Source organism: Sinomonas cellulolyticus (assembly GCF_014656475.1).
Taxonomy (GTDB): Bacteria; Actinomycetota; Actinomycetes; order Actinomycetales; family Micrococcaceae; genus Sinomonas; species Sinomonas cellulolyticus.
In genome coordinates this window covers 59,373-81,196 of the sequence record NZ_BNCM01000011.1, presented here as the reverse complement: position 1 = coordinate 81,196, position 21,824 = coordinate 59,373, and the positions used below count along the sequence as shown (strand labels likewise).

20 protein-coding genes are annotated in these 21,824 nt (G+C 70.2%); 12 read left to right on the top strand and 8 right to left on the bottom strand.

Annotation, left to right across the window (positions count from 1 at the left end; translation table 11 throughout):
• Window positions 1–4: 4 nt before the first annotated feature.
• Entirely contained in the window at window positions 5–1,777 is a 1,773-nt protein-coding gene (locus IE231_RS13725; RefSeq protein WP_229866982.1) for a chloride channel protein, read from the bottom strand.
• 81 nt (window positions 1,778–1,858) lie between these two features.
• Between IE231_RS13725 and IE231_RS13720 the strand changes: the two genes are divergently transcribed.
• The gene (locus IE231_RS13720) at window positions 1,859–2,347 is read left to right on the top strand and encodes a MarR family transcriptional regulator (RefSeq protein WP_229866979.1); all 489 of its coding nucleotides are present in this window, start codon (window positions 1,859–1,861) and stop codon (window positions 2,345–2,347) included.
• A gap of 64 nt (window positions 2,348–2,411) precedes the next feature.
• Here the strand turns inward: IE231_RS13720 and IE231_RS13715 are convergent, their stop codons facing one another.
• Window positions 2,412–2,912 carry a universal stress protein gene (locus IE231_RS13715; protein WP_189694536.1) on the bottom strand — a complete coding sequence of 167 codons (501 nt, stop codon included), beginning with the start codon at window positions 2,910–2,912 and terminating at the stop codon, window positions 2,412–2,414.
• A 132-nt stretch (window positions 2,913–3,044) separates the two neighbouring features.
• Here IE231_RS13715 and IE231_RS13710 point away from each other — a divergent pair, with 132 nt between their 5' ends.
• Window positions 3,045–3,890, top strand: a complete 846-nt coding sequence (locus IE231_RS13710; RefSeq protein ID WP_189694535.1) for a CoA transferase — start codon at window positions 3,045–3,047, stop codon at window positions 3,888–3,890.
• A 76-nt stretch (window positions 3,891–3,966) separates the two neighbouring features.
• Here the strand turns inward: IE231_RS13710 and IE231_RS13705 are convergent, their stop codons facing one another.
• Together IE231_RS13705 and pdxA are read right to left on the bottom strand one after the other, a co-directional pair.
• Window positions 3,967–5,310, bottom strand: coding sequence for an MFS transporter (locus IE231_RS13705; protein ID WP_189694534.1), 1,344 nt, complete (start codon window positions 5,308–5,310; stop codon window positions 3,967–3,969).
• A 53-nt stretch (window positions 5,311–5,363) separates the two neighbouring features.
• Window positions 5,364–7,634, bottom strand: coding sequence for a 4-hydroxythreonine-4-phosphate dehydrogenase PdxA (gene pdxA, locus IE231_RS13700; RefSeq protein WP_189694533.1), 2,271 nt, complete (start codon window positions 7,632–7,634; stop codon window positions 5,364–5,366).
• A gap of 220 nt (window positions 7,635–7,854) precedes the next feature.
• Between pdxA and IE231_RS13695 the strand changes: the two genes are divergently transcribed.
• The 10 genes from IE231_RS13695 (at window position 7,855) to IE231_RS13650 (ending at window position 17,136) form a co-directional block, all read left to right on the top strand.
• Window positions 7,855–8,838, top strand: a complete 984-nt coding sequence (locus tag IE231_RS13695) for an aldo/keto reductase (RefSeq protein ID WP_189694532.1) — start codon at window positions 7,855–7,857, stop codon at window positions 8,836–8,838.
• A gap of 34 nt (window positions 8,839–8,872) precedes the next feature.
• On the top strand, window positions 8,873–9,649 hold the full coding sequence (locus IE231_RS13690; protein WP_189694531.1) for an HpcH/HpaI aldolase family protein: 777 nt from the start codon (window positions 8,873–8,875) through the stop codon (window positions 9,647–9,649).
• 7 nt (window positions 9,650–9,656) lie between these two features.
• Window positions 9,657–10,910 (top strand): sialidase family protein, encoded by a 1,254-nt coding sequence (locus IE231_RS13685; RefSeq protein WP_189694530.1) that lies wholly within the window; start codon window positions 9,657–9,659, stop codon window positions 10,908–10,910.
• Window positions 10,903–11,583, top strand: a complete 681-nt coding sequence (locus tag IE231_RS13680) for an SDR family NAD(P)-dependent oxidoreductase (RefSeq protein ID WP_189694529.1) — start codon at window positions 10,903–10,905, stop codon at window positions 11,581–11,583. The genes IE231_RS13685 and IE231_RS13680 overlap by 8 nt, the downstream gene beginning before the upstream one ends.
• Before the next feature lie 98 nt (window positions 11,584–11,681).
• Window positions 11,682–12,497 (top strand): DeoR/GlpR family DNA-binding transcription regulator, encoded by an 816-nt coding sequence (locus IE231_RS13675; protein WP_189694528.1) that lies wholly within the window; start codon window positions 11,682–11,684, stop codon window positions 12,495–12,497.
• 95 nt (window positions 12,498–12,592) lie between these two features.
• Window positions 12,593–12,931 (top strand): hypothetical protein, encoded by a 339-nt coding sequence (locus tag IE231_RS13670; RefSeq protein ID WP_189694527.1) that lies wholly within the window; start codon window positions 12,593–12,595, stop codon window positions 12,929–12,931.
• A gap of 156 nt (window positions 12,932–13,087) precedes the next feature.
• The gene (locus tag IE231_RS13665; protein ID WP_189694526.1) at window positions 13,088–15,154 is read left to right on the top strand and encodes an MDR family MFS transporter; all 2,067 of its coding nucleotides are present in this window, start codon (window positions 13,088–13,090) and stop codon (window positions 15,152–15,154) included.
• Window positions 15,151–15,750, top strand: coding sequence for a TetR/AcrR family transcriptional regulator (locus IE231_RS13660; RefSeq protein ID WP_229866977.1), 600 nt, complete (start codon window positions 15,151–15,153; stop codon window positions 15,748–15,750). The genes IE231_RS13665 and IE231_RS13660 overlap by 4 nt, the downstream gene beginning before the upstream one ends.
• A gap of 68 nt (window positions 15,751–15,818) precedes the next feature.
• The gene (locus IE231_RS13655; RefSeq protein ID WP_189694525.1) at window positions 15,819–16,850 is read left to right on the top strand and encodes an aldo/keto reductase; all 1,032 of its coding nucleotides are present in this window, start codon (window positions 15,819–15,821) and stop codon (window positions 16,848–16,850) included.
• Window positions 16,851–16,956: 106 nt separating this feature from the next.
• Complete coding sequence (locus IE231_RS13650) at window positions 16,957–17,136, top strand: hypothetical protein (RefSeq protein WP_189694524.1); 180 nt, start codon at window positions 16,957–16,959, stop codon at window positions 17,134–17,136.
• 86 nt (window positions 17,137–17,222) lie between these two features.
• Here the strand turns inward: IE231_RS13650 and IE231_RS13645 are convergent, their stop codons facing one another.
• From IE231_RS13645 to IE231_RS13630, 4 genes are all read right to left on the bottom strand, one after another.
• Window positions 17,223–17,924 (bottom strand): hypothetical protein, encoded by a 702-nt coding sequence (locus IE231_RS13645; protein ID WP_189694523.1) that lies wholly within the window; start codon window positions 17,922–17,924, stop codon window positions 17,223–17,225.
• A 141-nt stretch (window positions 17,925–18,065) separates the two neighbouring features.
• Window positions 18,066–19,307, bottom strand: a complete 1,242-nt coding sequence (locus IE231_RS13640) for a cytochrome P450 (protein WP_189694587.1) — start codon at window positions 19,305–19,307, stop codon at window positions 18,066–18,068.
• A 189-nt stretch (window positions 19,308–19,496) separates the two neighbouring features.
• Complete coding sequence (locus IE231_RS13635; RefSeq protein ID WP_189694522.1) at window positions 19,497–20,585, bottom strand: NADH:flavin oxidoreductase/NADH oxidase; 1,089 nt, start codon at window positions 20,583–20,585, stop codon at window positions 19,497–19,499.
• Window positions 20,586–20,618: 33 nt separating this feature from the next.
• Window positions 20,619–21,821, bottom strand: a complete 1,203-nt coding sequence (locus tag IE231_RS13630; protein WP_229866975.1) for an MFS transporter — start codon at window positions 21,819–21,821, stop codon at window positions 20,619–20,621.
• Window positions 21,822–21,824 lie beyond the last annotated feature (3 nt).

Below are 21,824 nucleotides of genomic sequence, written 5' to 3'. Positions count from 1 at the left end.
CCGCTCACCTTGCTGTCAGGATGCGTTGGAGGACGTGCTCGGTGGTGAGCCATCCGCATAGGGTCCCTTCTGCGTCGACAACCGGCAGTCCGTCGGTCTCGCCTGCGGCGAGTACGGCGTCGACGGCAGCGTCGAGTGGCTCTTCCCGAGTGAGGGGGGCCGCAACCTGCGCGAGGGACCCGGCCGTGAGCTGGTCCGGATCTTCAGCCCCCTCCAGGCCTTCCGCCACAACCACTGGGGTGATCACTCCGGTCAGCCTGCCGTCGGCGCCGACCACGGGCAGCGCCCGCGGACCTGGGAGGGTCAGGAGCCGTGCCGTCTCCTTGGCGGAGAGGGCGTCCCGGACCGGTCTCGGGGCGGGACCCATGGCCGCGCCGACGCTGAGGCCAGCCAGCGATGCCCTGCCCGCAGCCGGGGCGGAGAGGTCTACGCCGCGACGGAGGAGCTTGCGGGTGTAGATCGTGTCGCCGCTGACCAGAGCGGAGACCGCCGTGGCGGTGAGGACCGCCAGCAGAAGCGGGAGGATCAGGGAGTACTCGCCACTGAGCTCGAAGATGATCAGGCCGGCTGTGATGGCCGCCCTGGTGGAGCCCGCGAACACCGCGCCCATGCCGACCAATGCGAACGCACCGGCGTGGCCGGCCAGCGGGGGAAACACCATCGCGGCGGCCTGGCCGAACGCGGCGCCCGTCGTCGCGCCGATGAAGAGGGAAGGTGCAAAGACGCCGCCGGATCCGCCGATCCCGATGGTCAGGCTCGTGGCCAGGACCTTCGCCGCAGCCAGGAGCAGGAGGAAGCCGAGCGTGTACCGGCCCAGGACGCTGTCCTCCAGCACCGGGTACCCGACTCCGTACATCTGCGGCAGCACCAGCAGCAGGGCCCCGAGCAGGAGGCCGCCAACCGCAGGCCGGAGCCACTCCGGGCCGCGCCAGAGCCAGTCGCAGAGATCCTCGATCGCGTACAGGGCTTTGGAGAACAGCACGCCGATCCCGCCGGCCACCAGGCCCAGGAGGGCGAACAGGAGCATCTCGGCAGGATCCGAGACGGTGAACGGGGGAAGCTGCAGGAACGGGTAGTTGCCCAGCAGCGACCGGCCCACGACGGAAGCAGCAATCGAGGCGAGCATCACCGCCGCGAACGAGCGGGCGGCGAAGTCCCGGAGAATCAGTTCGAGCGCGAAGAACACCCCAGCGATCGGGGCGTTGAACGTCGCTGCGATGCCCCCCGCTGCACCGCAGGCGACCAAGGTGCGCAGCTGCGTCTCCGGGGATCCAGCCCAGCCCCCGAGGCGGGATCCCAGCGCCGAGCCGATCTGGACGATCGGCCCCTCGCGACCGACCGAGCCGCCCGATCCGATGGTGATGGCCGAGGCGAGCGCCTTGACCACCGCGACGCGGCCCTTGATCCGCCCTCCCCCCCGGGCCACGGCGTACATGACTTCCGGCACACCGTGTCCGCGGGCCTCGCGGGCGAAGAAGTGGACGAGCGGACCATACAGCAGGCCGCCGACGGCGGGGGCGAGGACCACGAATGCCGGTCCCAGCCAGGGGACCCAGTGGTTGGGGGGATGCCCCTGCGTGCCCGCGTAGTCTGCCGTGCCCGAGAACAGCTGGGTGGCGCCGACAATGAGCCACCGGAACGCCACGGCGGCCAGCCCTGCCCCGAGCCCCACCACCACCGCTAGGAACACCACGGGCACGGATCCGACCCCGAGCCTTTCCCCGAGGCCTCTGCTGAGCGCCCTGATCCGGGACCCTCGAGCGGCGGCAGACGGCACCGAGATCTCCTTGACTGTAGAATGACAACATTTGCGGAATACATATGTTCGGTGATGAGGATAGCAGGGAAGAGGGCAGCCATGTCGCCTACGTCGAAAGGGGACGAAATCAATGACCGGGTGGAGGAGGCCGAGTCGGTGCTCCGCGCGTCGCGGGCGCTGCTCGGGGTCATAGCCCAATCGGTCGTTGAGGCACTCGAGTCCGTCACGCTTCCGCAGTTCAGGGTCCTGGTTGTCCTGGCAAGCTCGGGGTCCGTGCCGATCGGGGTGCTCGCAGGGAAGCTGAACAGCGTCCCGTCGACCTTCAGCCGCTTCCTGGACCGCATGGAGGACGCCGGGCTCGTCGTCCGGCGGCCGAGCCCGGGCAGCCGGCGGGAAGTCCTCGTCGCGCTTGAGCCCAAGGGAGCGGCCATCGTCGAAGAGGCGACCAAGCGCCGCAGGCGTGCCATCGCGGAGATCCTCCAACGCCTCGACGCTCAGGAGCGCGACCGCCTTGTCTGCGCCCTCGACTCGTTCTCCCTGGCAGCTGGCGAACCCGCGCCCGAGACCCTCCTCATCATGGGGCTCTAGACCCCCGCCCCGCGATCAGGTCAAGGTCGCCGCCTTCGCGTTCCTGACGGCGCCGACGGGGCTCCTAGACAGCGTCCGCCTGAGCCGCCGCGGGATCAGTGGCCGCTCCTGCCGGACCTGAGCCGTGCAGGACCAAGACCGGGCAGGTCGCGTGTTCGGCGCAGGCCGCGCTCACCGATCCCAGCAGCATTCCCCTGAAGCCGCCGAGTCCCCGGGAGCCGAGCACGAGCAGTTCGGCGTCCCGGCTGCGCTCGAGCAGTACGTGCCTTGCCGGGCCCTGGACCGTCTCCAAGGAGAGTCCCTCCGGCAGCGGGTCCCCGAATGCCTCGCGGGCGGCCGAATGGAGGCGTTGCTCTGCATCCTGCTCAGGGTCCCATTCCGCTCCCGGAAACGACCCCATGACGGCATTGGCCGGGTACTCCCAGGCCATGACGGCGGTGATCTGGCCGCCGATTCCCGCGGCGAGACGAGCCGCCCACCTGAGCGCCTCGACCGAGAGCGGCGAACCGTCCACGCCGACAACGATCCCCGCCGACCCCGCACCGTGCTCCCGGATCTCGCCCATGGCCACAGGCTAGCGGCGGTCCGCGCACCGAAACAGGGCACTTCGACCCAGCGTGCCTGTGCCCGGCCGGCCCGTCGCTGCGCCTGGCCCCTATGTCGGCTTCGGGTGCCTGAGTGCGGCATGCTGTGCAGCATGCCGCACAGCATCACGGATGAGCCTGGCCCCCTGACCGGAACGGCGGTGGTGAGCCTCGCCGTCAACATCCCCGGCCCGCTCGCCGCAGCCCGTCTGGCAGCGCTCGGCGCGGCGGTTACCAAGGTCGAGCCGCCGCAGGGCGATCCCCTCGCGGCCGGTGCACCCGGCTGGTACCGGCAGCTCGTCGAGCGGCAGAGGGTGGTCGCCCTGGACCTCAAGGAGCACGACGGCGGTGCTCGGCTCGACGCGCTGCTCGCCGACGCGGACCTGCTCCTCACGGCAATGCGGCCCTCTGCGCTCGCCCGCCTCGGACTTTCCGACGCGGTGCGTCGCCACGGCCTCGCCCACGTCGAGATCGTGGGTCACGCGGGCGAGGCCGCGGAGCACCCGGGTCACGACCTCACCTATCAGGCCGCCCACGGCACGCTTGCCCCGCCTGCCCTCCCGCGCGTCCCGGTCGTGGACCTCCTCGGCGCCGAGCGCGCCGTGAGCGCAGCTCTGCTGGCCCTCCGTGCGCGCGAGCGGGGCGGTGAGAGCCATGTCCGCGTTGTCCTCGAGGAGGCAGCGCACGATGCCGCTGGCCCCGTCCGCTTCGGCCTCACCTCACCCGGGGGTCTCCTCGCCGGGGGCCTGCCGGGGTACGCCGTGTACCGGACGGCCGATGGTTTCGTGGCCGTCGCCGCCCTCGAGCCAGCGTTCGCCGAACGGCTCGCCGTCCACGTGGGGCGAACGGCTCACGAGCTGGCCGCCCGCTTCGCCGGCGCGCCCAGCGACCACTGGGAGCGGCTCGGCCGGCGACTCGACATCCCCATCGTTGCGGTTCGCGGGCCCGGCGGCGGGTGACTCGTGCCGAACGACGAAGCGTCCCACGGACAGTGCCTGGCCTGTCCGTGGGACGCTCAGCCTCTGTGGGGAGGCGCTACTGGGCGGTTGCTGGGTGGGAGGCGGGTTCGGTGGTCTCGTCAAGGTCGACAGTGCGACGCCTGCTCGGGCCGATCCAGACCGCTGCGATGGTGATGGCGGCCTGGCTGATCATGTAGAGCGCGACGGGCCAGTACGAATGGGTCGCCGCCAGCAGGAGGGTGGCCAGGACGGGGCCGAGGCCGCCGGAGATGGCGCTGCCCACTTCGCGGGAGGAGGCGAGGCCAGTGAAGCGGATGCGCGCCGGGAAGAGGTTGGCCAGATACGCGCCCTGGGTGGCGGACATGCCGCGGACGACGATGGCGTAAGTGAGAACGATGGCGATGATGACCATTGGCACCGACTTGGTGTTGATCATCCAGAACATCGGGAAGATGAACAGCGCCACCCCGATGGCGGAGCCGATGTAGACCCGGGCGATGCCGAGGCGGTCACCCAGCCATCCGAAGAGCGGGTACGTGAACAGGCTTACGAGCGAGGCGACGAAGAGGCCGTTGAGCCCCACGCTCTTGTCGAGGTGGAGGAAGGTTGCCGCGTAGGCCAGGACGAAGGTCTTGACGAGGTTGGTGGTCGCGTTCTCGGCGAAGCAGGCGAACATGGACACGAACCAGTTGCGCGTGTGGGAGGCGAAGACCTCCTTGATCGGGCTCTTGGGCCGCTCCTTGGTGCGGGTGACGGCCAGGAACTCGGGGGACTCCATGACGCGCATCCGGATGAAGAGGCCGATCGCGATCCCGATCACGCTGGCGAGGAACGGAAGGCGCCACCCCCACGCCATGAACTGGTCCTTGGGCATGAAGTCGAGGAGGGAGTAGAAGGAGGTGCCCAGCATGATGCCCAGGGCCAGGCCCGCGCCGGGGAGGCTGGTGAGGAGGCCCTGGCGCTTCTTGCTCGCGTGCTCGGAGACCATGACCTGGGCACCTCCGAACTCGGCGCCCGCCCCGATCCCCTGCAGGATGCGGAGGAGGAGCATCAGGACCGGAGCCCAGATGCCTGCCTGGGCGTAGGTGGGGAGCACCCCGATGAGGGCTGTGGAGAGGCCCATGAGGACCAGGGTCGCGGCGAGCACGTTCTTGCGGCCGATCCTGTCGCCGAGGGCGCCGAACACGAATCCGCCGAGGGGGCGGAAGAAGTATCCGATGGCGGTGGTGGTGAGGGCGGCGGCCGTGCCGATGAGCGGGTCGAACTTCGGGAAGAAGAGGGTGTTGAACACGAGGGCGGACGCCGTGCCGAACAGCACGAAGTCATACCACTCGATGGTCGTGCCGATGACGCCGGCGACGATGGCCCGGCGGACCCACATGGTCCGCTGCTCGGGGGTGGGGGTCATGACGTTGGACATGCTTGGTACCTTCTACTTCGTTGTAGGGAGAAGAGTTGTAGGGAGAGGTCTGTCTACTTCTGGAGGGCCAGGCGGGGCGACATCTCGGCCGCCTGACGGAGGGCCTCGATCATGCTGCGGACGTCGGCGGTGCCCTTCCCGGCGATGTCGAACGCGGTGCCGTGGTCCACCGAGGTGCGGATGACGGGGAGCCCGACGGTGATGTTGACCCCCGCCTCGATGCCGAGGACCTTGACGGGTCCATGCCCCTGGTCGTGGTACATCGCGACGATGAGGTCGTAGTCGCCGCGGCCGGCGAGGAAGAAGGCCGTGTCCGCGGGAAGCGGACCGCGGGCATCGATCCCGTCGGCCTGGAGCCTCTCGATCGCCGGAACGATCTTCTCCTCCTCCTCGCCGTAGCCGAAGAGCCCGTTCTCGCCCGCGTGGGGGTTGATCGCACAGACGCCGATTCTGGGGTGGGCGACGCCCGCACGCTTCATAGCCTCGTCGCCCCGGCGGACCGTCCGCTCGACGAGCCCCGGTTCGATCCTGCGAATCGCGTCGAGGAGGCCGACGTGCGTGGTCACGTGGATGACCTTGACCTTTGGGGTCGAGAGCATCATCGACACCTCGTCGACGCCCATGAAGTGGGCGAGCAGTTCGGTGTGCCCGGGGTAGATGTGCCCGGCCCGGTGCAGCGCGGCCTTGTTGAGCGGTGCCGTGCAGATGCCCTGGACCTTGCCCGCCATCGCCAGCTCGCACGCGATCCTGACGTAGTGGTATGCGGCATTGCCGGCCTCCGCCGACTCCGCGCCCCACGGCAGGTCTTCGGGGAGGAGCTCCGGATCGACGACGTTGATGCGGCCAGGGGTGAACTCGGCGTCCTCGACGTCCTCGACCGCGACGATCTCGGCAGCGATGCCGAGTGCCTCGGCAGCCAGGCGCAGTCTCCGGGCGTCTCCGACCACCACGGGGCGGCTGTCGGTGTAGGCGCCCGGGTGGACGAGGGCGCCGACCGTGACTTCGGGCCCGATTCCGGCGCCATCGCCCATGGTCACGGCGATGAATGGCCGGTCGTCGTATGCGGGGGTCATGTGGATCTCCGTTGTATCTGTGGGATTGATTGAGGATTGGATGCGTCGGTAGAGCTGGGTGAGGGCATGCTGGTCGCCGAAGCTGCCGGGCTTGGTCGCGACGAGCCGCCCATCGTCGGCTCTGCTGACCACAGCGCCGTGCTGGACCGCGGTGAGCGGGACGAGCGAGGCGATTCCGAGCGCGTCGAGGACCTCACGGGCGGTCTCCCCTCCCGTGAGGATGAGATCAGTCCGAAGGCCCCGCTGGGCCTCCCGGGCCAGCCCTGCCAGCCTGCCGACGATGGCCGCTGAGCGGGCTGGATCCACGGGTCCGATCGGCACTGTCACCGCGACTGACCGGCCTTGGGCCAGCGAGGTGCGCACCCCTTCCGCCAGCCGCCCGTCCGAGGAGAGCTCGACGACGTCGACACCTTCCGCGGCTAGACCCGCCAGCTGCTGCCGTGCGTCCGGCGAGGCGGAGCCGACGACCGCGAGCACCGCGACGCGCTGGCCCGGCACAGCGGCTGGCATCGCGCCGGTTCGAGGATGCGTGGTGTGCGCAGCTTCCTTGGCGAGGCGCTGGGCGAGCAGGCCAGCGAGCTGGCCCGTGCCGGCGAGTGCCAGGGGGCGGTGGCCGGAAGAGAACCGCAGGGAGGCGACGGCCTCGACGACGGCGGAGAGGTCCGCCTCCGTCTCGCCGTCGACGACCACCACGGCGGCGTCGCCGTCATCGACGGCGGACGCGATGCGCTCCGCGAGGCCCGAGGACCGCACGGTGTCGAGCCCCACGAACCGGACGGCGCTGTCCTGGGCGAAGAGCTCGCCCACGTCCTCCGGGGCACGGCGCGGTTCGACGCTCCAGAGGCCGGAAGCGTGGAGGGGGAGGCCGGCCACGAGGGGCTCGCCTCCCACGACGGTCCTTCCCATCGCGGGAAGCGCGCCGGCAAGCACCACGCCATACCCGAGCTCGGCCAGCGCCGACAGCTCTGGGCCGATGTTGCCCCGCCAGAGCGAATCGGTCTTCTTGAAGACCACTGGTGCTGGTCCGAGGCCCGCGACGGCGGCCCTGACGGCAGCGCGGGCTGCCGTGGGCGAGGCACTGCGCGTGTGCGTGTCCACCACGACGACCTCGGAACCGTCGGAGGGCGGCCCGTCGAAGTGCGTCCCCGACGTCGTCAGCGCAATCCGCGCGGTGAAGCCATGGGCCTTGAACTGCTGGCCGACCTCGGCGGCACCTGAGAAGTCATCCGCCTGGACGAGGACCTTGGCCATGTCCCTCCTCCTTTCCATTTCGCCGTGAGAGCTGCGTCACCAGCAAGCATGACATAGCTGCGCGAAACACGCTACCCCTATTGCTCAATTCGCGCAGTAGTGGGATAGTTGACGCATCGAAGGCGGATCGCCGAAGGAGGATCACGACGCTTTAGTGCGTGTTCCGCGCAGGATGCGCAGTCTCCGAGCGGCAGATCCCCCCACCATCGACAGGACGACTATGAGCAACCACCCCGCTGCCGTTCCCCCGCAGGAGCTTCCCCTCTCGAAGCTGGTCCTCGGCACCATGACCTTCGGCGACACTGCCGACGAGGCCACAGCCCGCGTGATCTTCGACGAGGCGCTCGGCGCCGGCATCACGGCGGTCGACACTGCCAACGGCTACGCGGGCGGCAGGACGGAGGAGATCCTGTCCCGTCTGCTCAAGGGCCGCAGGGACGACGTAGTCCTGGCCACGAAGGCCGGCATGCCGCACCCCGACCACGGGAACCACTCGCCGCTCTCGGCGGCGGGCCTGCGGCTCTCGCTCGAAGGCAGCCTCAGGCGCCTCGACGTGGAAAGCGTCGACCTCTTCTACCTCCACCAGCCGGACCGCTCGGTCTCGATCGAGGAGACGCTCGGCACAGTCGCCGAGCTGGCCTCCGAAGGCAAGATCAAGGCCTTGGGCGTCTCCAACTTCGCCGCCTGGCAGATCGCAGACCTCATCAGCGTCGCGGACAAGGTCGGCTCACCGCGTCCGGTGGTGGCACAGCAGCTCTACAACCTCCTCGCGCGCCGGGTCGAGGAGGAGTACCTCGAGTTCGCCGCAGCCCACGCGGTGCACACCATGGTCTACAACCCGCTCGGCGGAGGCCTGCTCACGGGCAGGCACCGCTTCGAGGCGAAGCCGGCCCAGGGGCGCTTCGGCGACTCGCGGCTCGCTGCGATGTACACCCAGCGGTACTGGGATCCGCGGCTCTTCGAAGCCGTCGACGCCCTCTCCGCTACAGCAGACGCGGCCGGAATCCCGCTCATTGAGCTGTCGCTGCGGTGGCTGGCCCACCGCGACGGCGTCGGCTCGGTACTCCTGGGCGGCTCGAAGGCCGAGCAGCTGCGCGCGAACATCGCCGCGGTCGCCAACGGCCCCCTCCCGGCCGACGTCGTCGAAGCGTGCGATAGCGTCGGCGCCATGCTGCGCGGACCGATGCCCGCCTACAACCGCTGAGCCGAGCAGACGAGAAACGGAAAGCAGGAGCACAATGACGTCACCTCAGGTCCTCGAGTTTGCGCGGAAGATCCGCGCACGCGAACGCGCGATCGGCTATTGGGCCGTGCTCGATGCGCCGGTCGCCACCGAGCGGATTGCCCGCCTCGGCTACGACTACGTCGCGCTCGACGCGCAGCACGGGCTCCTCGGCTACTCGGGGATGCTCCAGGGCCTCATGGCCATCGACGCCTCCCAGCGTGCGGTTGGCCTCGTCCGGGTCGACGGGAACAGCCCGACGTCGATCGGCAAGGCACTCGACGCCGGCGCCGTCGGCGTCATCGTGCCCCTCATCGACAGCGCCGACGACGCCGCCGCCGCGGTTGCCGCCGCGAAGTATCCGCCCCTCGGGCGCCGCTCCTACGGGCCCATGCGCTCCGCACTGCGGATCGGGCCCGTCCCGGCCGAGGCAGACGCCGCGACGCTGGTCTTCGCCATGATCGAAACCCCCGAGGGCCTGGCGAATGTCAAGGAGATCTGCGCGACTCCTGGCCTCGACGGCATCTATGTCGGCCCGTCCGACCTCACCCTCGCCGTCGGCGGAGCGTTCCCCGGGGATCCCGCCGTCCAGGCCGAATTCGATCAGGCCCTCGCCACCGTCGCTGACGCTGCCGCGGCCGCTGGCATCGCCGCCGGCATCCACACCGCGGCCGGGACGATAGCGGCCCAGCGGCTCCAGCAGGGGTACACCTTCGCGACGGTGGCCTCCGACCTCACCCATCTCGAGCTGGCCGCCAAGGCCCACCTCGACGCAGCCACCCTCCAGGACTGAGACCGCCATGACCAGCAACGCCATCGACAGCGCCTACAGCGCCATCACCTGCGATGGGATCCTCCGGCATGCCAACGGGGCGACCTTCGCCTACCTCCCTGCCGCAACCGTGCAGTCGCACGCCGCCAACCTCCAGACCCTGCCCGACGGGCGCCTGGGCTGCGTGTGGTTCGGCGGCACCCAGGAGGGGATCGGCGACATCTCGGTGTGGTTCTCCGCCCTCGAGCCCGGCAGCGACCACTGGTCGGAGCCCGAGCAGCTCTCCGATGACGGCACGCGCTCCGAGCAGAATCCGATCCTCTTCGCCCCCGGCGGGGACGTCGTCTGGCTCCTGTACACGGCGCAGCGCGCGGGCAACCAGGACACCGCCGAGGTGCGCCGCCGCATCTCGACCGACAGCGGCAGGACGTGGGGACCGGTGGAGACCCTGTTCCCGGCCACCGAGACCGGCGGAGTCTTCGTGCGGCACCAGCCGCTCATCCTCCCGTCCGGCCGCTGGCTCATCCCCATCTTCCGCTGCCTCACCACCCCGGGCGAGAAGTGGGTCGGCAACAACGACGACAGCGCCGTGATGGTCTCCGACGACGGCGGCCGCTCGTGGCGCGAGCAGCTCGTCCCCGGGAGCCTCGGCTGCGTCCACATGGACATCCAGCCCCTCCCCGACGGGTCCCTCCTGGCCCTGTACCGCAGCCGCTGGGCCGATTCCATCTACGAGTCGCGGTCCACCGACGAGGGCACCACCTGGAGCGAGCCCGTTCCGACCGAGCTGCCGAACAACAACTCCTCCATCCAATTCACCGCCCTCGCCGACGGCCGGCTCGCCCTCGTCTACAACCACCGCCGCGCAGAGGAGACGACCGAGCGGCGCCTCTCGCTCTACGACGAGATCGACGACGACGGCCTCATCGAGGAAGGCGCGCCGGAGTCCGGCGCGCCCGCTGTCGAGCCCGCCCGCCAGACCACCGGACGGACCGCCTTCTGGGGCACCCCGCGCGCCCCCATGACCCTCGCGATCTCCGAAGACTCCGGCCGCACCTGGCCCATCCGGCGCAACCTCGAGGTAGGCGACGGCTACTGCCTGTCCAACAACTCCCGCGACGGGCTGAACCGGGAGTTCTCCTACCCCTCCATCCACCAGGGACCCGACGGCGGGCTCAACATCGCCTACACCTACTTCCGCCAGGCCATCAAGTACGTCAAGGTCAGCCCCGACTGGGCCTACAACGGCACCACCACCCCCGGGGGCGACGCCGATGCCTGAGGTGGGGCACGCCGTCGTCACCGGCTCCAGCTCAGGCATCGGGCGCGCCATCGCCGCCCGTCTCCTCTCGGAAGGGTGGCGCGTTACGGGGCTGAGCCGCAGGGAGACCGACCTCGGCGACGGCTTCAGCTGGCGGCACGCCGATCTCGCTGATCCGCGCTCGGTCGAGCATTCGGTCGCGGGCCTCCCCGCCGTCGATGCCCTCGTCCACGCGGCAGGCCTCCAGCGCACCGGCCGCCTCGGCGCCCTGGACCCGGATGCCCTGCAGGAGATGTTCGCCGTGCACGTCGGCGCGGCGAGCATCCTTGCGGACTCGCTCGTCCCCGCGATGGCGGACGGCGGCCGGATTGTGCTCCTCGGCAGCAGGACCGCCGCTGGGGCCGCCGGCAAGAGCCACTATTCCGCGACCAAGGCAGCGCTCCTCGGACTCGGGAGGTCGTGGGCCAAGGAGCTCGCCCCCCGTCGCATCACCGTCAACGTGGTCTCGCCGGGTCCCACCGACACTCCGATGCTCTCCGACCCGAGGCGGGCTGGCGTGCCCCCGGTGTCCACCCCGCTCGGGAGCCTCGTCGACCCGGACGATGTGGCGACACTCGTAGGCTTCCTCGTCGGGCCCCACGGGGCCTCGATCACGGGACAGGACTACGTCATCTGCGCAGGGTCGTCGCTATAGCACGCGCACCGCGGCCCCGGCGCACCACTCGCTACGATGAGGGGAGGCGCCCGCTCAGTGTCGAGCCGATGCGCCCACGCGAGGCGAAGGGGATCCGGATGACGACGGCGAAGGCCCGGCGAGAAGAGATCTACCGCCTTGCCACCACCGCCGGGCTGACCTCGGTCGAGGAGCTCTCGCAGCGGTTCAACGTGACGGCCTCCACGATCCGCAGGGACCTCGCGCTCCTGAACGACGAGGGCAAGCTCGCCAGGACCTACGGCGGCGCCCTCGCGATCGGCGCGCACCCCGAGGCGTCCCTGCGCCAGCGGATCGGCGAGGCCTTCGAGGAGAAGCAGGCGATTGCCCAGTGGGCAGCGGCGCAGGTCCAGCCTGGCGAGTCCATCCTCCTCGACGGGGGCTCCACGGTCGGGGCATTGGCCCACGCCCTCAGGACCCACGGGAATCTGACGGTGACCACCCCAGCGCTGAACACGGTCCAGGAGCTCGCGGACTCCTCGGGCATCAACGTCGACTGCCTTGGGGGCCGGCTCCGCAGCGTCAGCCAGACCTTCGTCGGCCCTCTGGCCGAAGCTGCACTCGAGCGCATGACCTTCGACAGGGTCTTCCTCGGCGCTGACGCCGTCACCCACGATGACGGAATCTGCGAGGCTGACCAAACCCAGACCCGGCTCAAAGAGCTCATGGCACGCAGGGGTGCGAAGGTGTACGTCCTCGCCGATTCGAGCAAGCTCGGCCGGCGCCCGTTCCACGCGTGGGTGCGCCTGCCGCTTCCGTGGACCCTGGTCACCGACGCCGCCGCCGACGCCGACCAGGTTGCACTCTTCGAAGGCGCCGGCGTACAGGTTCGCGTCGTATCCCTCGACCGTCCGGCTCGTCTGGGCGGCCTCGCCGATGAAGAAGAAGCGAGCTGAGGCCTCATCGCCGCGGTTCGTGGGCCCGGCGGCGGGTAATCCTCACCCGCGTGAGGCGGCGCCGCACCGGCGTCGTGAGCGGAAGGAGGGCAGGCGTGAAGCTGAACCAGAAGGCGTACGAGAACGCGAAGAAGCTCATCCGCGACGGCAAGGTGGAACGCGACTCCCGTGACGACTGGAGCGAGCACGCGCCGTCGGCGAAGGAGCTCAGCGAGTACCTGGACGCCCACGGGGAGGGCGAGTACTCGCGCTGGTTCCTCGGCGTGGACGAGGACGAGTCCGGCACCAAGTCGCGCTACAAGTTCCCGTTCAGCGACCTGCGGAAGGTCCACCGCTGCGCCGTGATCTCCGGCGAGAGCCGCGCCTCGCAGTACGACCACGATGAGATCCGCGAGGCCCTCGGGGACCTGCTCAAGCGGATTGACGAAGAGTAGGGGAAGTCACAGCTCTCTGGAGGGTCCCGATTCTTGCAGACTGTGTAAACTTGCGGAGTCTGCAAAGTTGCCTCGGCCAACAACACCCCCTTTCCAGAGAGTCGGACGCCCCCCATGTCTCAAGCAGCGGCAAGCACCGCGCCGTCGAACGAAGTGATGACCCAGCGCCAGATCATGCTGGTCATCTACGCCCTCATGTCCGGCATGTTCCTGTCCTCGCTCGACCAGACCGTGGTCGGCACCGCGATCCGCACGATCGGAGATGATCTCCACGGCCTCGACCAGCAGGCGTGGGTCACCACCGCGTACCTGATCACCTCGACGATCGCGACGCCGATCTACGGCAAGCTCTCCGACATCTTCGGCCGGCGCCCGCTGTACATCTTCGGCCTGGGCGTGTTCATCCTGGGCTCATTCCTGTCCTCGTTCTCGACCTCGATGATCATGCTCGCCGGCTTCCGGGCCTTCCAGGGCATCGGCGCCGGTGCGCTCATGTCGCTGCCGCTGGCCATCATGGGCGACATCCTCGCCCCCCGGGAGCGCGCCAAGTACCAGGGCTTCTTCCTCGCCGTCTTCGGCGTCTCCTCGGTGGTCGGCCCCCTGATCGGCGGCGTGTTCTCCGACGCGAGCGAGATCCTCTGGATTCCCGGCTGGCGCTGGGTGTTCCTCATCAACGTGCCCATCGGCATCATCGCGCTGCTCATGGTGCTCTCCTTCCTGCACCTGCCCCGGTTCCACAAGCACGCCGCACCGCGCATCGACTGGTGGGGCGCCACCGCGGTCATCGTCACCCTCGTGCCGCTCCTCCTCGTGGCCGAACAGGGCCGCGAGTGGGGCTGGGGATCGGCCGCCTCGATCACGTGCTTCGTAGTCGGGGGCGTGGGCCTCATCGCGTTCATCCTCATCGAGCGGGCCATGGGCCCGGACGCGATCATCCCGCTGCGGCTGTTCCACTCCCACACGTTCTCGATGGCCACTGTGCTCGGCTTCCTCGTCGGGTTCGCCATGTTCGGTGCGATGCTGACCCTGCCGCTGTACCTGCAGATCGTCACGGGTCTGACCCCGACCGAGTCCGGCTTTGCGACGCTGCCCATGATCGGCGGCCTCATGATCGCCTCGATCACCTCCGGCCAGCTTGTCTCGAGGACGGGCAAGTACCGCATCTTCCCGATCCTCGGCACGGCGTTCATGGCGGCGGGGTACGTCGTCCTGACCGGCATGACCATCGACAAGCCCCTCATCTACCTCATGGGCGCCATGTTCCTCATCGGCCTCGGCCTCGGCCAGCTCATGCAGTCCCTCGTCCTCGCCTCGCAGAACTCCGTGGCGCCCAAGGACATGGGCGTCGCCACGAGCTCCGCGACGTTCTTCCGCCAGATCGGCGGCACGATGGGCACAGCTGTGCTGCTGTCCGTCCTCTTCGCGACGATGCCCACGAACATCTCCACCGCGATGCAGGACAAGGACAACCTCACGAGCGCGATCGACGCCGCCCTGACCCCGTCGGTCGCCAACGACCCGGCCAATCAGGGCGTCATGAACCAGCTCTGGAACCCGATCGTCACCCCGGTCAAGGAGCAGGTGCAGTCCGGCCTCGACCAGGGCACGGCCGCGGCCAAGCAGGCCGCCGACCAGGCGGTCACCCAGCAGGTGACGGCCGCCGTCCAGAAGCAGGTCGCCGCCGGTGCGATCCCGGCGTCGGCCGCGCAGGGCGTCATCGACGCCCAGGTTGCGGCAGCGAAGCCCGCCGCCGAGCAGGCCGCGCTTCAGGCCGCGTCGCAGAAGGCGGGCGCCTCCGTGGTCAACGGCCGCCTCGAGGTGGACTACGCCGACGCCTCCCAGCGCGGCGCGATCGTGAACAAGCTCGTGCCGACCATGATCGACAAGCTCAAGGAAGGCTCCTCAAGCAGCTCGACCTCCTCGAGCACCTCCGACACCTCGTTCCTCAAGGGTGCCGACGCCCGGCTCACCAAGCCGTTCATGGTCGGCTTCAATCAGTCCGCGGTCAGCATCTACTGGGTCGGATTCGGCGTGATCCTGCTCGCCTTCATCCTCTCCTGGTTCTTCAAGGTGCCACCGCTGCGTGCCCGCTCGGCGCTGCAGGAGCAGGCCGATGCCGCCAAGACCGCCGAGGACCTCGAGTCCGACGCCGCTCTGGCGGCCGCCGAGGCCGGCTCGCCGACCGGTCCCGACACGGGCGTGATCCGGGTCCAGAAGGGGTGAGTGAGGTGGAGGTCCTCGACGAGGGCGCTGGCCCCTCGCTGCGTGAACGGAAGAAGCAGCGCACGCGGCGTGCGATCCACGACGCCGCGCTGGCCCTCGCGCTCGAACGCGGCCTCGCGCAGGTGACGGTCGGGGACATCTGCGCGGCCGCGGGCATCTCCGAGAGGACCTTCTTCAACTACTTCCCCTCCAAGGCCGCGGCAACGCTCGGGATCCCCGACCGTCCCCTCAGCGAGGAGCTCAGGGAACGGTTCCTCGAGGGGCGCGGAACCCTCGTGGAGGACCTGTGCGCCCTCGTGGCGGGGATTGTGAGTGGCCCTGAGGGCGACATCCCGCGAATCAAGAAGCTCATGGGGTTCGAACCGGATCTCCTCGCCGCAATGCACCAGTGGTCCTCCGGAGCGCGCAACGCCGTGATCGGCCTTGCCGAGCAGCGCACCTCGCCGGACCAGGCGCGCCTCGCGGTGGCGCTCGTGTTCGCGGCGCTCATGCTGCACGCCGATACGGGATACTCGCGCGGTGGCCCAGGGCGGGCCACCGCCGAGGACCTCCGTGAGACTGTGGCGTTGCTGTGCGCTGCGGGATCGCACGGCTGAGGGGTTCCGCGGCCCGAGGCCTCCTCCTAGGCTGGGGTGCGACCATCCCCCCGACCTAGGGAGTATCCATGGAATACCGCACACTGGGATGCAGCGGGGCCGTCGTCTCCGCCTTCGCGCTCGGCACCATGACGTTCGGCGCCGAAGCAGACGAGGCGACCTCCCATGCAATCCTCGATGACTATGCCGACGCGGGCGGCACCTTCATCGACACTGCGGACGTCTACACCCACGGGGTGTCGGAGGAGATCGTGGGGCGGTGGCTCGCGGGCGGTTCCGGCCGCCGTGAGGCGATGGTCGTCGCGACAAAGGCCCGCTTCCCCATGGGGTCCGGCCCGAACGACCTCGGCACGTCCCGCCGCCACCTGCGCACCGCGCTCGACGCGTCGCTGCGCCGGCTGGGCGTGGAGCACATCGACCTCTACCAGATGCACGCGTGGGATCCGTACACCCCGATCGAGGAGACGCTGCGGTTCCTCGACGACGCCGTCACCGCCGGCAAGATCGGCTACTACGGCTTCTCCAACTACACGGGCTGGCAGCTCACCAAGGCCGTCTACGAGGCCAAGGCCCACGGCTGGGCCGCTCCCGTCACGCTGCAGCCGCAGTATAGCCTCCTCGTCCGCGGGATCGAGGATGAGATTGTGCCCGCCGCGCTCGACGCCGGGATTGGCCTCCTCCCGTGGTCTCCCCTCGGCGGGGGCTGGCTCAGCGGGAAGTACCGGCGAGACACCGAACCGACCGGCGCAACCCGGCTGGGGGAGAACCCGCAGCGCGGCATGGAGGCGTGGGGTCCCCGGAACGCCCGGGAGAAGACCTGGGACATCATCGGTGCGGTCGGGCGGGTCGCCGAGGCCCATGGCGTCTCGCACGCCCAGGTGGCGCTGCGGTGGGTCGCGGACCAGCCCGCGGTGACGTCGGTGATCCTCGGCGCCCGCACCCAGGAGCAGCTCGCCGACAACCTCAAGGCCGTCGAGCTCCACCTCACTCCCGAGCAGTCCGCCGAGCTGGCCGACGTCAGCGGCCCCGAGCACGACTCCTACCCCTACGGGGCCAAGGCCCTCGAGCAGCGCAGCCGCAAGATCGAGGGCGGCCGGTAGGGCCGCCCGTACGCCGTGAGGTTCGCCCGCGCCGCTCGCGGGTAGGGTCTGGGAACCGAGTCCGGGCGCGGCCGCGCCCGGCCCCAGCGACCAGAGGAGGAACGCGATGAGCGAGCAGCCCAAGGGCCTTCGTCCCGACGAGGAAGAGCCCGATGTGGAGCGGCTGGACGGGTTCCAGCACGACACTGGCATCGCCTCGGACAAGGGTGATGCGAAGGCCAAGGACCTCGAGGAGAAGGCCTACGGCGGCGAGGACGACGCACCGGACGTCCCGCTCCCCGGATAGGCCGTGCCGCTCCGGATATGAAAACCGTGCCGCTCCCCGGGCAGCCCGGGGAGCGGCACGACGGGTCTCAGCCCTGGGCGGCCCGGTCAGCTCTGGGTCGAACCGCTGGGGCTGGAGGTGCCCGAGCCGGACTGGGTGCCCGAGCCGGACTGGGTGCCCGAGCCGGACTGGGCGCCGTGGTGCCCCTGGCCGTGGTGGAAATTCGCGTCCGCGGTGACCGTCGAGTAGTCGGCGCTGACCTCGTACTTGACCATCGTGCCGTTGGAGCTGGCGACGACGTCGAACGATCCGTCAGAGTCCTTCCACGACTTCTCGACCGTGGCGGCCGAGTCCTTCGCCTTGATCGCGGCGGTGACCTTGGCGAGCTCGTCGCTGCTCAGGGCTGCCTGCTGGCCGTGGCCGTGTGCGCCCCCTCCGTGCCCGGCGCGGGTGTGCTCCGTGACGGTTGCGTAGTCGGCGCTGACCTTGTAGTGCACGGTGGTGCCGTTGGTCGTCGCCATGGCGTCGAACGAGCCGTCCTCGTCCTTCACGACCTTCGAGACCTGGGCGTTCGCGTCCTTTGCCTTGATGGCGGCCGTGACCTTGGCCGTTTCGTCAGCCGTCGCCGCCGTGTGCTGGTCGGCCCCCCGGCCGTGGCCCTTGGCCATGCCGGAGTCCGTGGAACCGGTCGACGACGGCGAGGGACTTGGCGTCGAGGCCGCGTTGGCGATCGCTGCACCGCCGCCGATGAGTCCGGCGACGGCGACCGCGGACGCCGCGGCATAGGTGATGCGGTGGGTGATCTTCATGTGGGTGCCTCCAGAGTGGTCCGCGGCGCTGTATGCCGCGAGGGTGTCTCACCATGGTGGTCTGCCAACCTGTCAAGCGGCTGTTGACAGGTTGTGATTCTCATGCGCGGGTCGGGGAGGTGCAGGCCCACGGTGAGTCCCTCAGGAACCGGGTGTCCTCCGCGTCAGCACCACGCCGCTCTTCGGGGCGGCCGGGATGTGGCGGAGGTCGACCGCAAGGTCCTGGATCCGGGCCTCGAACTCGGGGTGCCGGCCGACCACGCGTGCCGCGGCGCCGATGAGGCCGAGGGTTGCGCCCTCGCCGGGGCACCGGTGGCCCGTGACGACGTCGCCGCCGCCTTGCGGCACGAGGGTGTGTGGGTCGGGCCTCCACCAGCGGAAGCGGTCGGGGTCGAAGCTCTCCGGGTCGTGCCACACCCGCGCGTCATGGTTGGTGCCGTACAGGTCGAGCAGGGCTGTGTCACCTGCTCTGAACTGGTGGCCATGCCAGTCGAAGCTCCGCGCCGCCGTCCCGCCCACGAGCGGGAAGAAGGGGAAGTAGCGCCGCACCTCCTGGGCGAAGAGGAGTTCGTCCTCCGGGTCTCCTTCGGCGAGTCTGGCGCGCCAGAGCGGGCGCTGGATGAGTGCCAGGACGGCAAACGCCATGAACCGCCCGACCGCGACCACCGGCCGGAGCAGGTTGAGCAGCTCGACCGCCGCGACGGGTTCGGGCAGGAGCTCGCCGCTGTCGTCGCGGTGATGGGCGACGGCGGACGCCGGGCTCCCGCCGTCCGCGGCGCCGTCACTCTCCCGCAGTGTCCGGACCTGCTCGGCGGCCCAGCGCTCGGTGGCGACCCGCCGCCGTCGTGCCTTCCAGTTCGGTGGCCCCAGCGAAGCCGCCCGCTCCACCATGAGGCCGAATTCCTCGGCCCGGAGCTCCACGACGGCGCGCGGCGCCTCGAGGCCCGCCCAGCGCAGTGCTGCCGCGGTCAGGACGGCCCGGATGTCGCTGTCGACCCTGAACCGCCGGCGGTCCGGCCTGCTCAGTGCCGCGTCGAAGCCCTCCGCGAAGATGTCCGCGAGGCGCTGCTCGGAGCTCTTGGAGAGCTGGTCGAGGAAGAGCCGCTTGCGCCGGTGGTGGGCCAGCCCCGTGAGGGTCTGCACGCTGCCCTCGTCCTGGAGGAGGTGCTGGGCACTGCGCGGCGCCGAATGCTCCCGGCTGAAGTTGTGGGGGTCGTAGAACACGCCCGCAGCCTCCGCCCCCCGCAGGCACACCACGGGCTGCAGCAGGAGCCGGGTCCGGAAGAGGTCCGTTCCGAGCCGGTCGCATCGGGTGGAGATGAACGTGTAGCCCTCCCTGGCGAAGGCGAGCGTGCTGTCCCGAAGCCTGGGAATCCCGCTCATGCGCTCCACGCCCCGCAGGCTGTCTCCGCGACCGCCGCCCTTGTCATCGATGCCACCTGCGCCCCTCTCCACCGTGGGATCGGCCAGGCGGCCGACTCCTCTCACCGTGCAGGCGTTACCCGGTCCGCAAGCGGTCAAGCGGCCGCTTCTCCTGCAGTGCAGACTGCACAGGCGCTCGCCGTCCTCGCGCTACCCTTCCTTGCGCCACGTGGCGCGTGTGTACTGCGGGGGCCAGTAGTCCAGCTCCACGCCGAGCTCGTGCGCGGAGCGCAGCGCGAAGTGCGGATCCCGGAGGAACTCGCGGGCCACCATCACGGCGTCCGCCGCCCCACTGTCCACGATCTCGGCGGCCTCCTCGGGCTTGGTGATGAGGCCGACGGCGTTCACCGGCACCCCGGCGCCGGTGCGGACGGCGGTGGCGAACTCCACCTGGTAGAGGGGCTTGACGGGGATGCTCGCCGCAGGGACGAGGCCGCCCGAGGAGATGTCGAACCAGTCCGCGCCGGCCTGCGCCGCCCAGCCGGCCACGGTGACGGTGTCCGGGAGGTTCCAGCCGCCGTCCACCCAGTCGGTGGCGGAGAGGCGCACGAGGAGGGGAACGGCGTCGCCGATCTCCGCCCGTACCGCGCGGACGAGGTCGAGCAGCAGCCGCGCCCGGTTCTCGAGGCTCCCGCCGTACTCGTCGCTGCGGAGGTTGGAGAGCGGGGAGAGGAACTGGTGGATGAGGTAGCCGTGGGCGCTGTGGAGCTCGAGGGCGTCGAATCCGGCGTCCACGGCCCGGCGCGCGGCAGCCGCGAAGTCGGCGACGATGCCCTGGATCTCGGAAACGGTCAGCTCACGGGGGGTGGCGTAGCCGTCGAAGGCGACGGCCGAGGGGGCAAAGGTCTCCCAGCCACCCTCGTCGAGGGGCTGGCTGCCCCTGCCGCTCCATTCCCGGAACGTGGAGGCCTTGCGCCCCGCATGGGAGAGCTGCATTGCCGCCGTGGCCCCCTGCCCATGGAGGAACTCGACGATGCGGGTCCACGCCTCGGCCTGGGTCCCGTTCCAGATTCCGGTGTCCCAGTTGGTGATGCGGGCCTCGGGGGAGACGGCGGTCGCCTCGGTCATGATGAGGCCGGCACCGCCGCGGGCAAACGAGCCGAGGTGGGCGAGGTGCCAGTCGGTGGGCACGCCGTCCCACTTCTCGACGGAGTACTGGCACATGGGGGAGACCCAGAGGCGGTTGCGGACCTCGAGGTTCCTGATGGTCACGGGGGTGAAGAGCTTTTCGGCAGGCATGCGCCCAACATTTCCGCGAGGGGCGCCCCAGCGTCAATCCCGCGGCTCTGAGGTGCCCTCCTGCGCCCGACGCCGCTCCCACGCCGCGTGGCCGACCGTCACCACCGCGATGAGCACCGCGGTGGCGCCCAAGCCGAGCACGAAGATCACCCCGTAGCGGCCGGCATCCGCGAGTCCCGCCGTGAGGAAGGTGCCGACAGAGCTGCCCAGGAACAGTGCGCATGCGAACAGCGCCACGGCGGTGGCCCTCGCCGCCGGGGCAACCTCGGTGGCCCAGCCCTGCACCGAGGAGTGCAGGACCGCGTTCGAGGCGCCCACCAGGACGGCTGTCGCCGTGATGGCCACGGGGGTCTGCGCGACGGCCGACGCCGCATAGCCCGCAAGCAGGATTGTTCCGCCCAGGCCCATGAGCGCTGTGCGGGAGAAGCGCGGCACGAGGTGCCGCATCAGCCGGGCGCCGGCGATCACGCCGATCCCGTATCCCGCGGCGAGAACGCCGGCCAGCGCGATCGGCACATCGGCGTGCTGGAGGGCCGGCACGAAGTAGGTCAGGATGCCCATGAGCACAGCCCCCTCCAGCACCGCCACGCCGTACACGCCGAGGGCGGAGCCCGAGAAGGCCGCGCGGAAGTCCACGGGCCCGCGCAGGTGCGGCGCGCCGTCGTGCGCCCGGCGGAGGAGGAACAGGAGCGCCACGCACCCGAGGGCGGGCAGCCCGAACACCACCCGCCAGTCGGTGAAGGCCGCGATGCTGCCCGCGGCCAGCGTGGCCGCGGTGGTGCCGAGCGCGGAGTAGACCTGCAGCTCGGAGAGGCCGCGGGCCTTGGCCACGCCGGTGCGTGTGTCGCCGAGGATCGTCAGGAGCGTGGGGTACAGGCAGCCGGCCATGAGGCCTGCCGCCGAGCGGGCCACGAGCAGCGCCAGATGCGTGCTGAAGAGCGTGCTGGCCACGGCTGCGACCGCGAGCCCGGCGAGGGCGGTCCGGAGCACGGTGACGCGGCCGAACCGGTCGCTGATGAACCCCCACACGGGCTGCCCCAGCGCGTAGAGGAGCGAGTAGGACGCCACGAGCCCCACCGCGTCCGCGAGCGAGAGGCCCGTCCGGTCCGCGAGGACCACCAGCATCGGGGGAGTGGCGAACCGGTCGAAGAAGGAGAGGAACCCGATCGACATCAGCACCCGGTCCGGGATCCCGCGCTGCACTGCCTCCTGGGTTCCGCTTTCCCTCACTGCCACCGC

Coding starts and splice junctions, on each gene's coding strand:
- IE231_RS13675 (WP_189694528.1), top strand. CDS start 11,682: ATGACGACGGCGAAGGCCCGGCGAGAAGAGATCTACCGCCTTGCCACC.
- IE231_RS13715 (WP_189694536.1), bottom strand. CDS start 2,912: ATGGGCGAGATCCGGGAGCACGGTGCGGGGTCGGCGGGGATCGTTGTC.
- IE231_RS13680 (WP_189694529.1), top strand. CDS start 10,903: ATGCCTGAGGTGGGGCACGCCGTCGTCACCGGCTCCAGCTCAGGCATC.
- IE231_RS13635 (WP_189694522.1), bottom strand. CDS start 20,585: ATGCCTGCCGAAAAGCTCTTCACCCCCGTGACCATCAGGAACCTCGAG.
- IE231_RS13665 (WP_189694526.1), top strand. CDS start 13,088: ATGACCCAGCGCCAGATCATGCTGGTCATCTACGCCCTCATGTCCGGC.
- IE231_RS13685 (WP_189694530.1), top strand. CDS start 9,657: ATGACCAGCAACGCCATCGACAGCGCCTACAGCGCCATCACCTGCGAT.
- IE231_RS13690 (WP_189694531.1), top strand. CDS start 8,873: ATGACGTCACCTCAGGTCCTCGAGTTTGCGCGGAAGATCCGCGCACGC.
- pdxA (WP_189694533.1), bottom strand. CDS start 7,634: ATGGCCAAGGTCCTCGTCCAGGCGGATGACTTCTCAGGTGCCGCCGAG.
- IE231_RS13720 (WP_229866979.1), top strand. CDS start 1,859: ATGTCGCCTACGTCGAAAGGGGACGAAATCAATGACCGGGTGGAGGAG.
- IE231_RS13705 (WP_189694534.1), bottom strand. CDS start 5,310: ATGTCCAACGTCATGACCCCCACCCCCGAGCAGCGGACCATGTGGGTC.
- IE231_RS13650 (WP_189694524.1), top strand. CDS start 16,957: ATGAGCGAGCAGCCCAAGGGCCTTCGTCCCGACGAGGAAGAGCCCGAT.
- IE231_RS13695 (WP_189694532.1), top strand. CDS start 7,855: ATGAGCAACCACCCCGCTGCCGTTCCCCCGCAGGAGCTTCCCCTCTCG.
- IE231_RS13645 (WP_189694523.1), bottom strand. CDS start 17,924: ATGAAGATCACCCACCGCATCACCTATGCCGCGGCGTCCGCGGTCGCC.
- IE231_RS13655 (WP_189694525.1), top strand. CDS start 15,819: ATGGAATACCGCACACTGGGATGCAGCGGGGCCGTCGTCTCCGCCTTC.
- IE231_RS13640 (WP_189694587.1), bottom strand. CDS start 19,307: ATGAGCGGGATTCCCAGGCTTCGGGACAGCACGCTCGCCTTCGCCAGG.
- IE231_RS13710 (WP_189694535.1), top strand. CDS start 3,045: ATGCCGCACAGCATCACGGATGAGCCTGGCCCCCTGACCGGAACGGCG.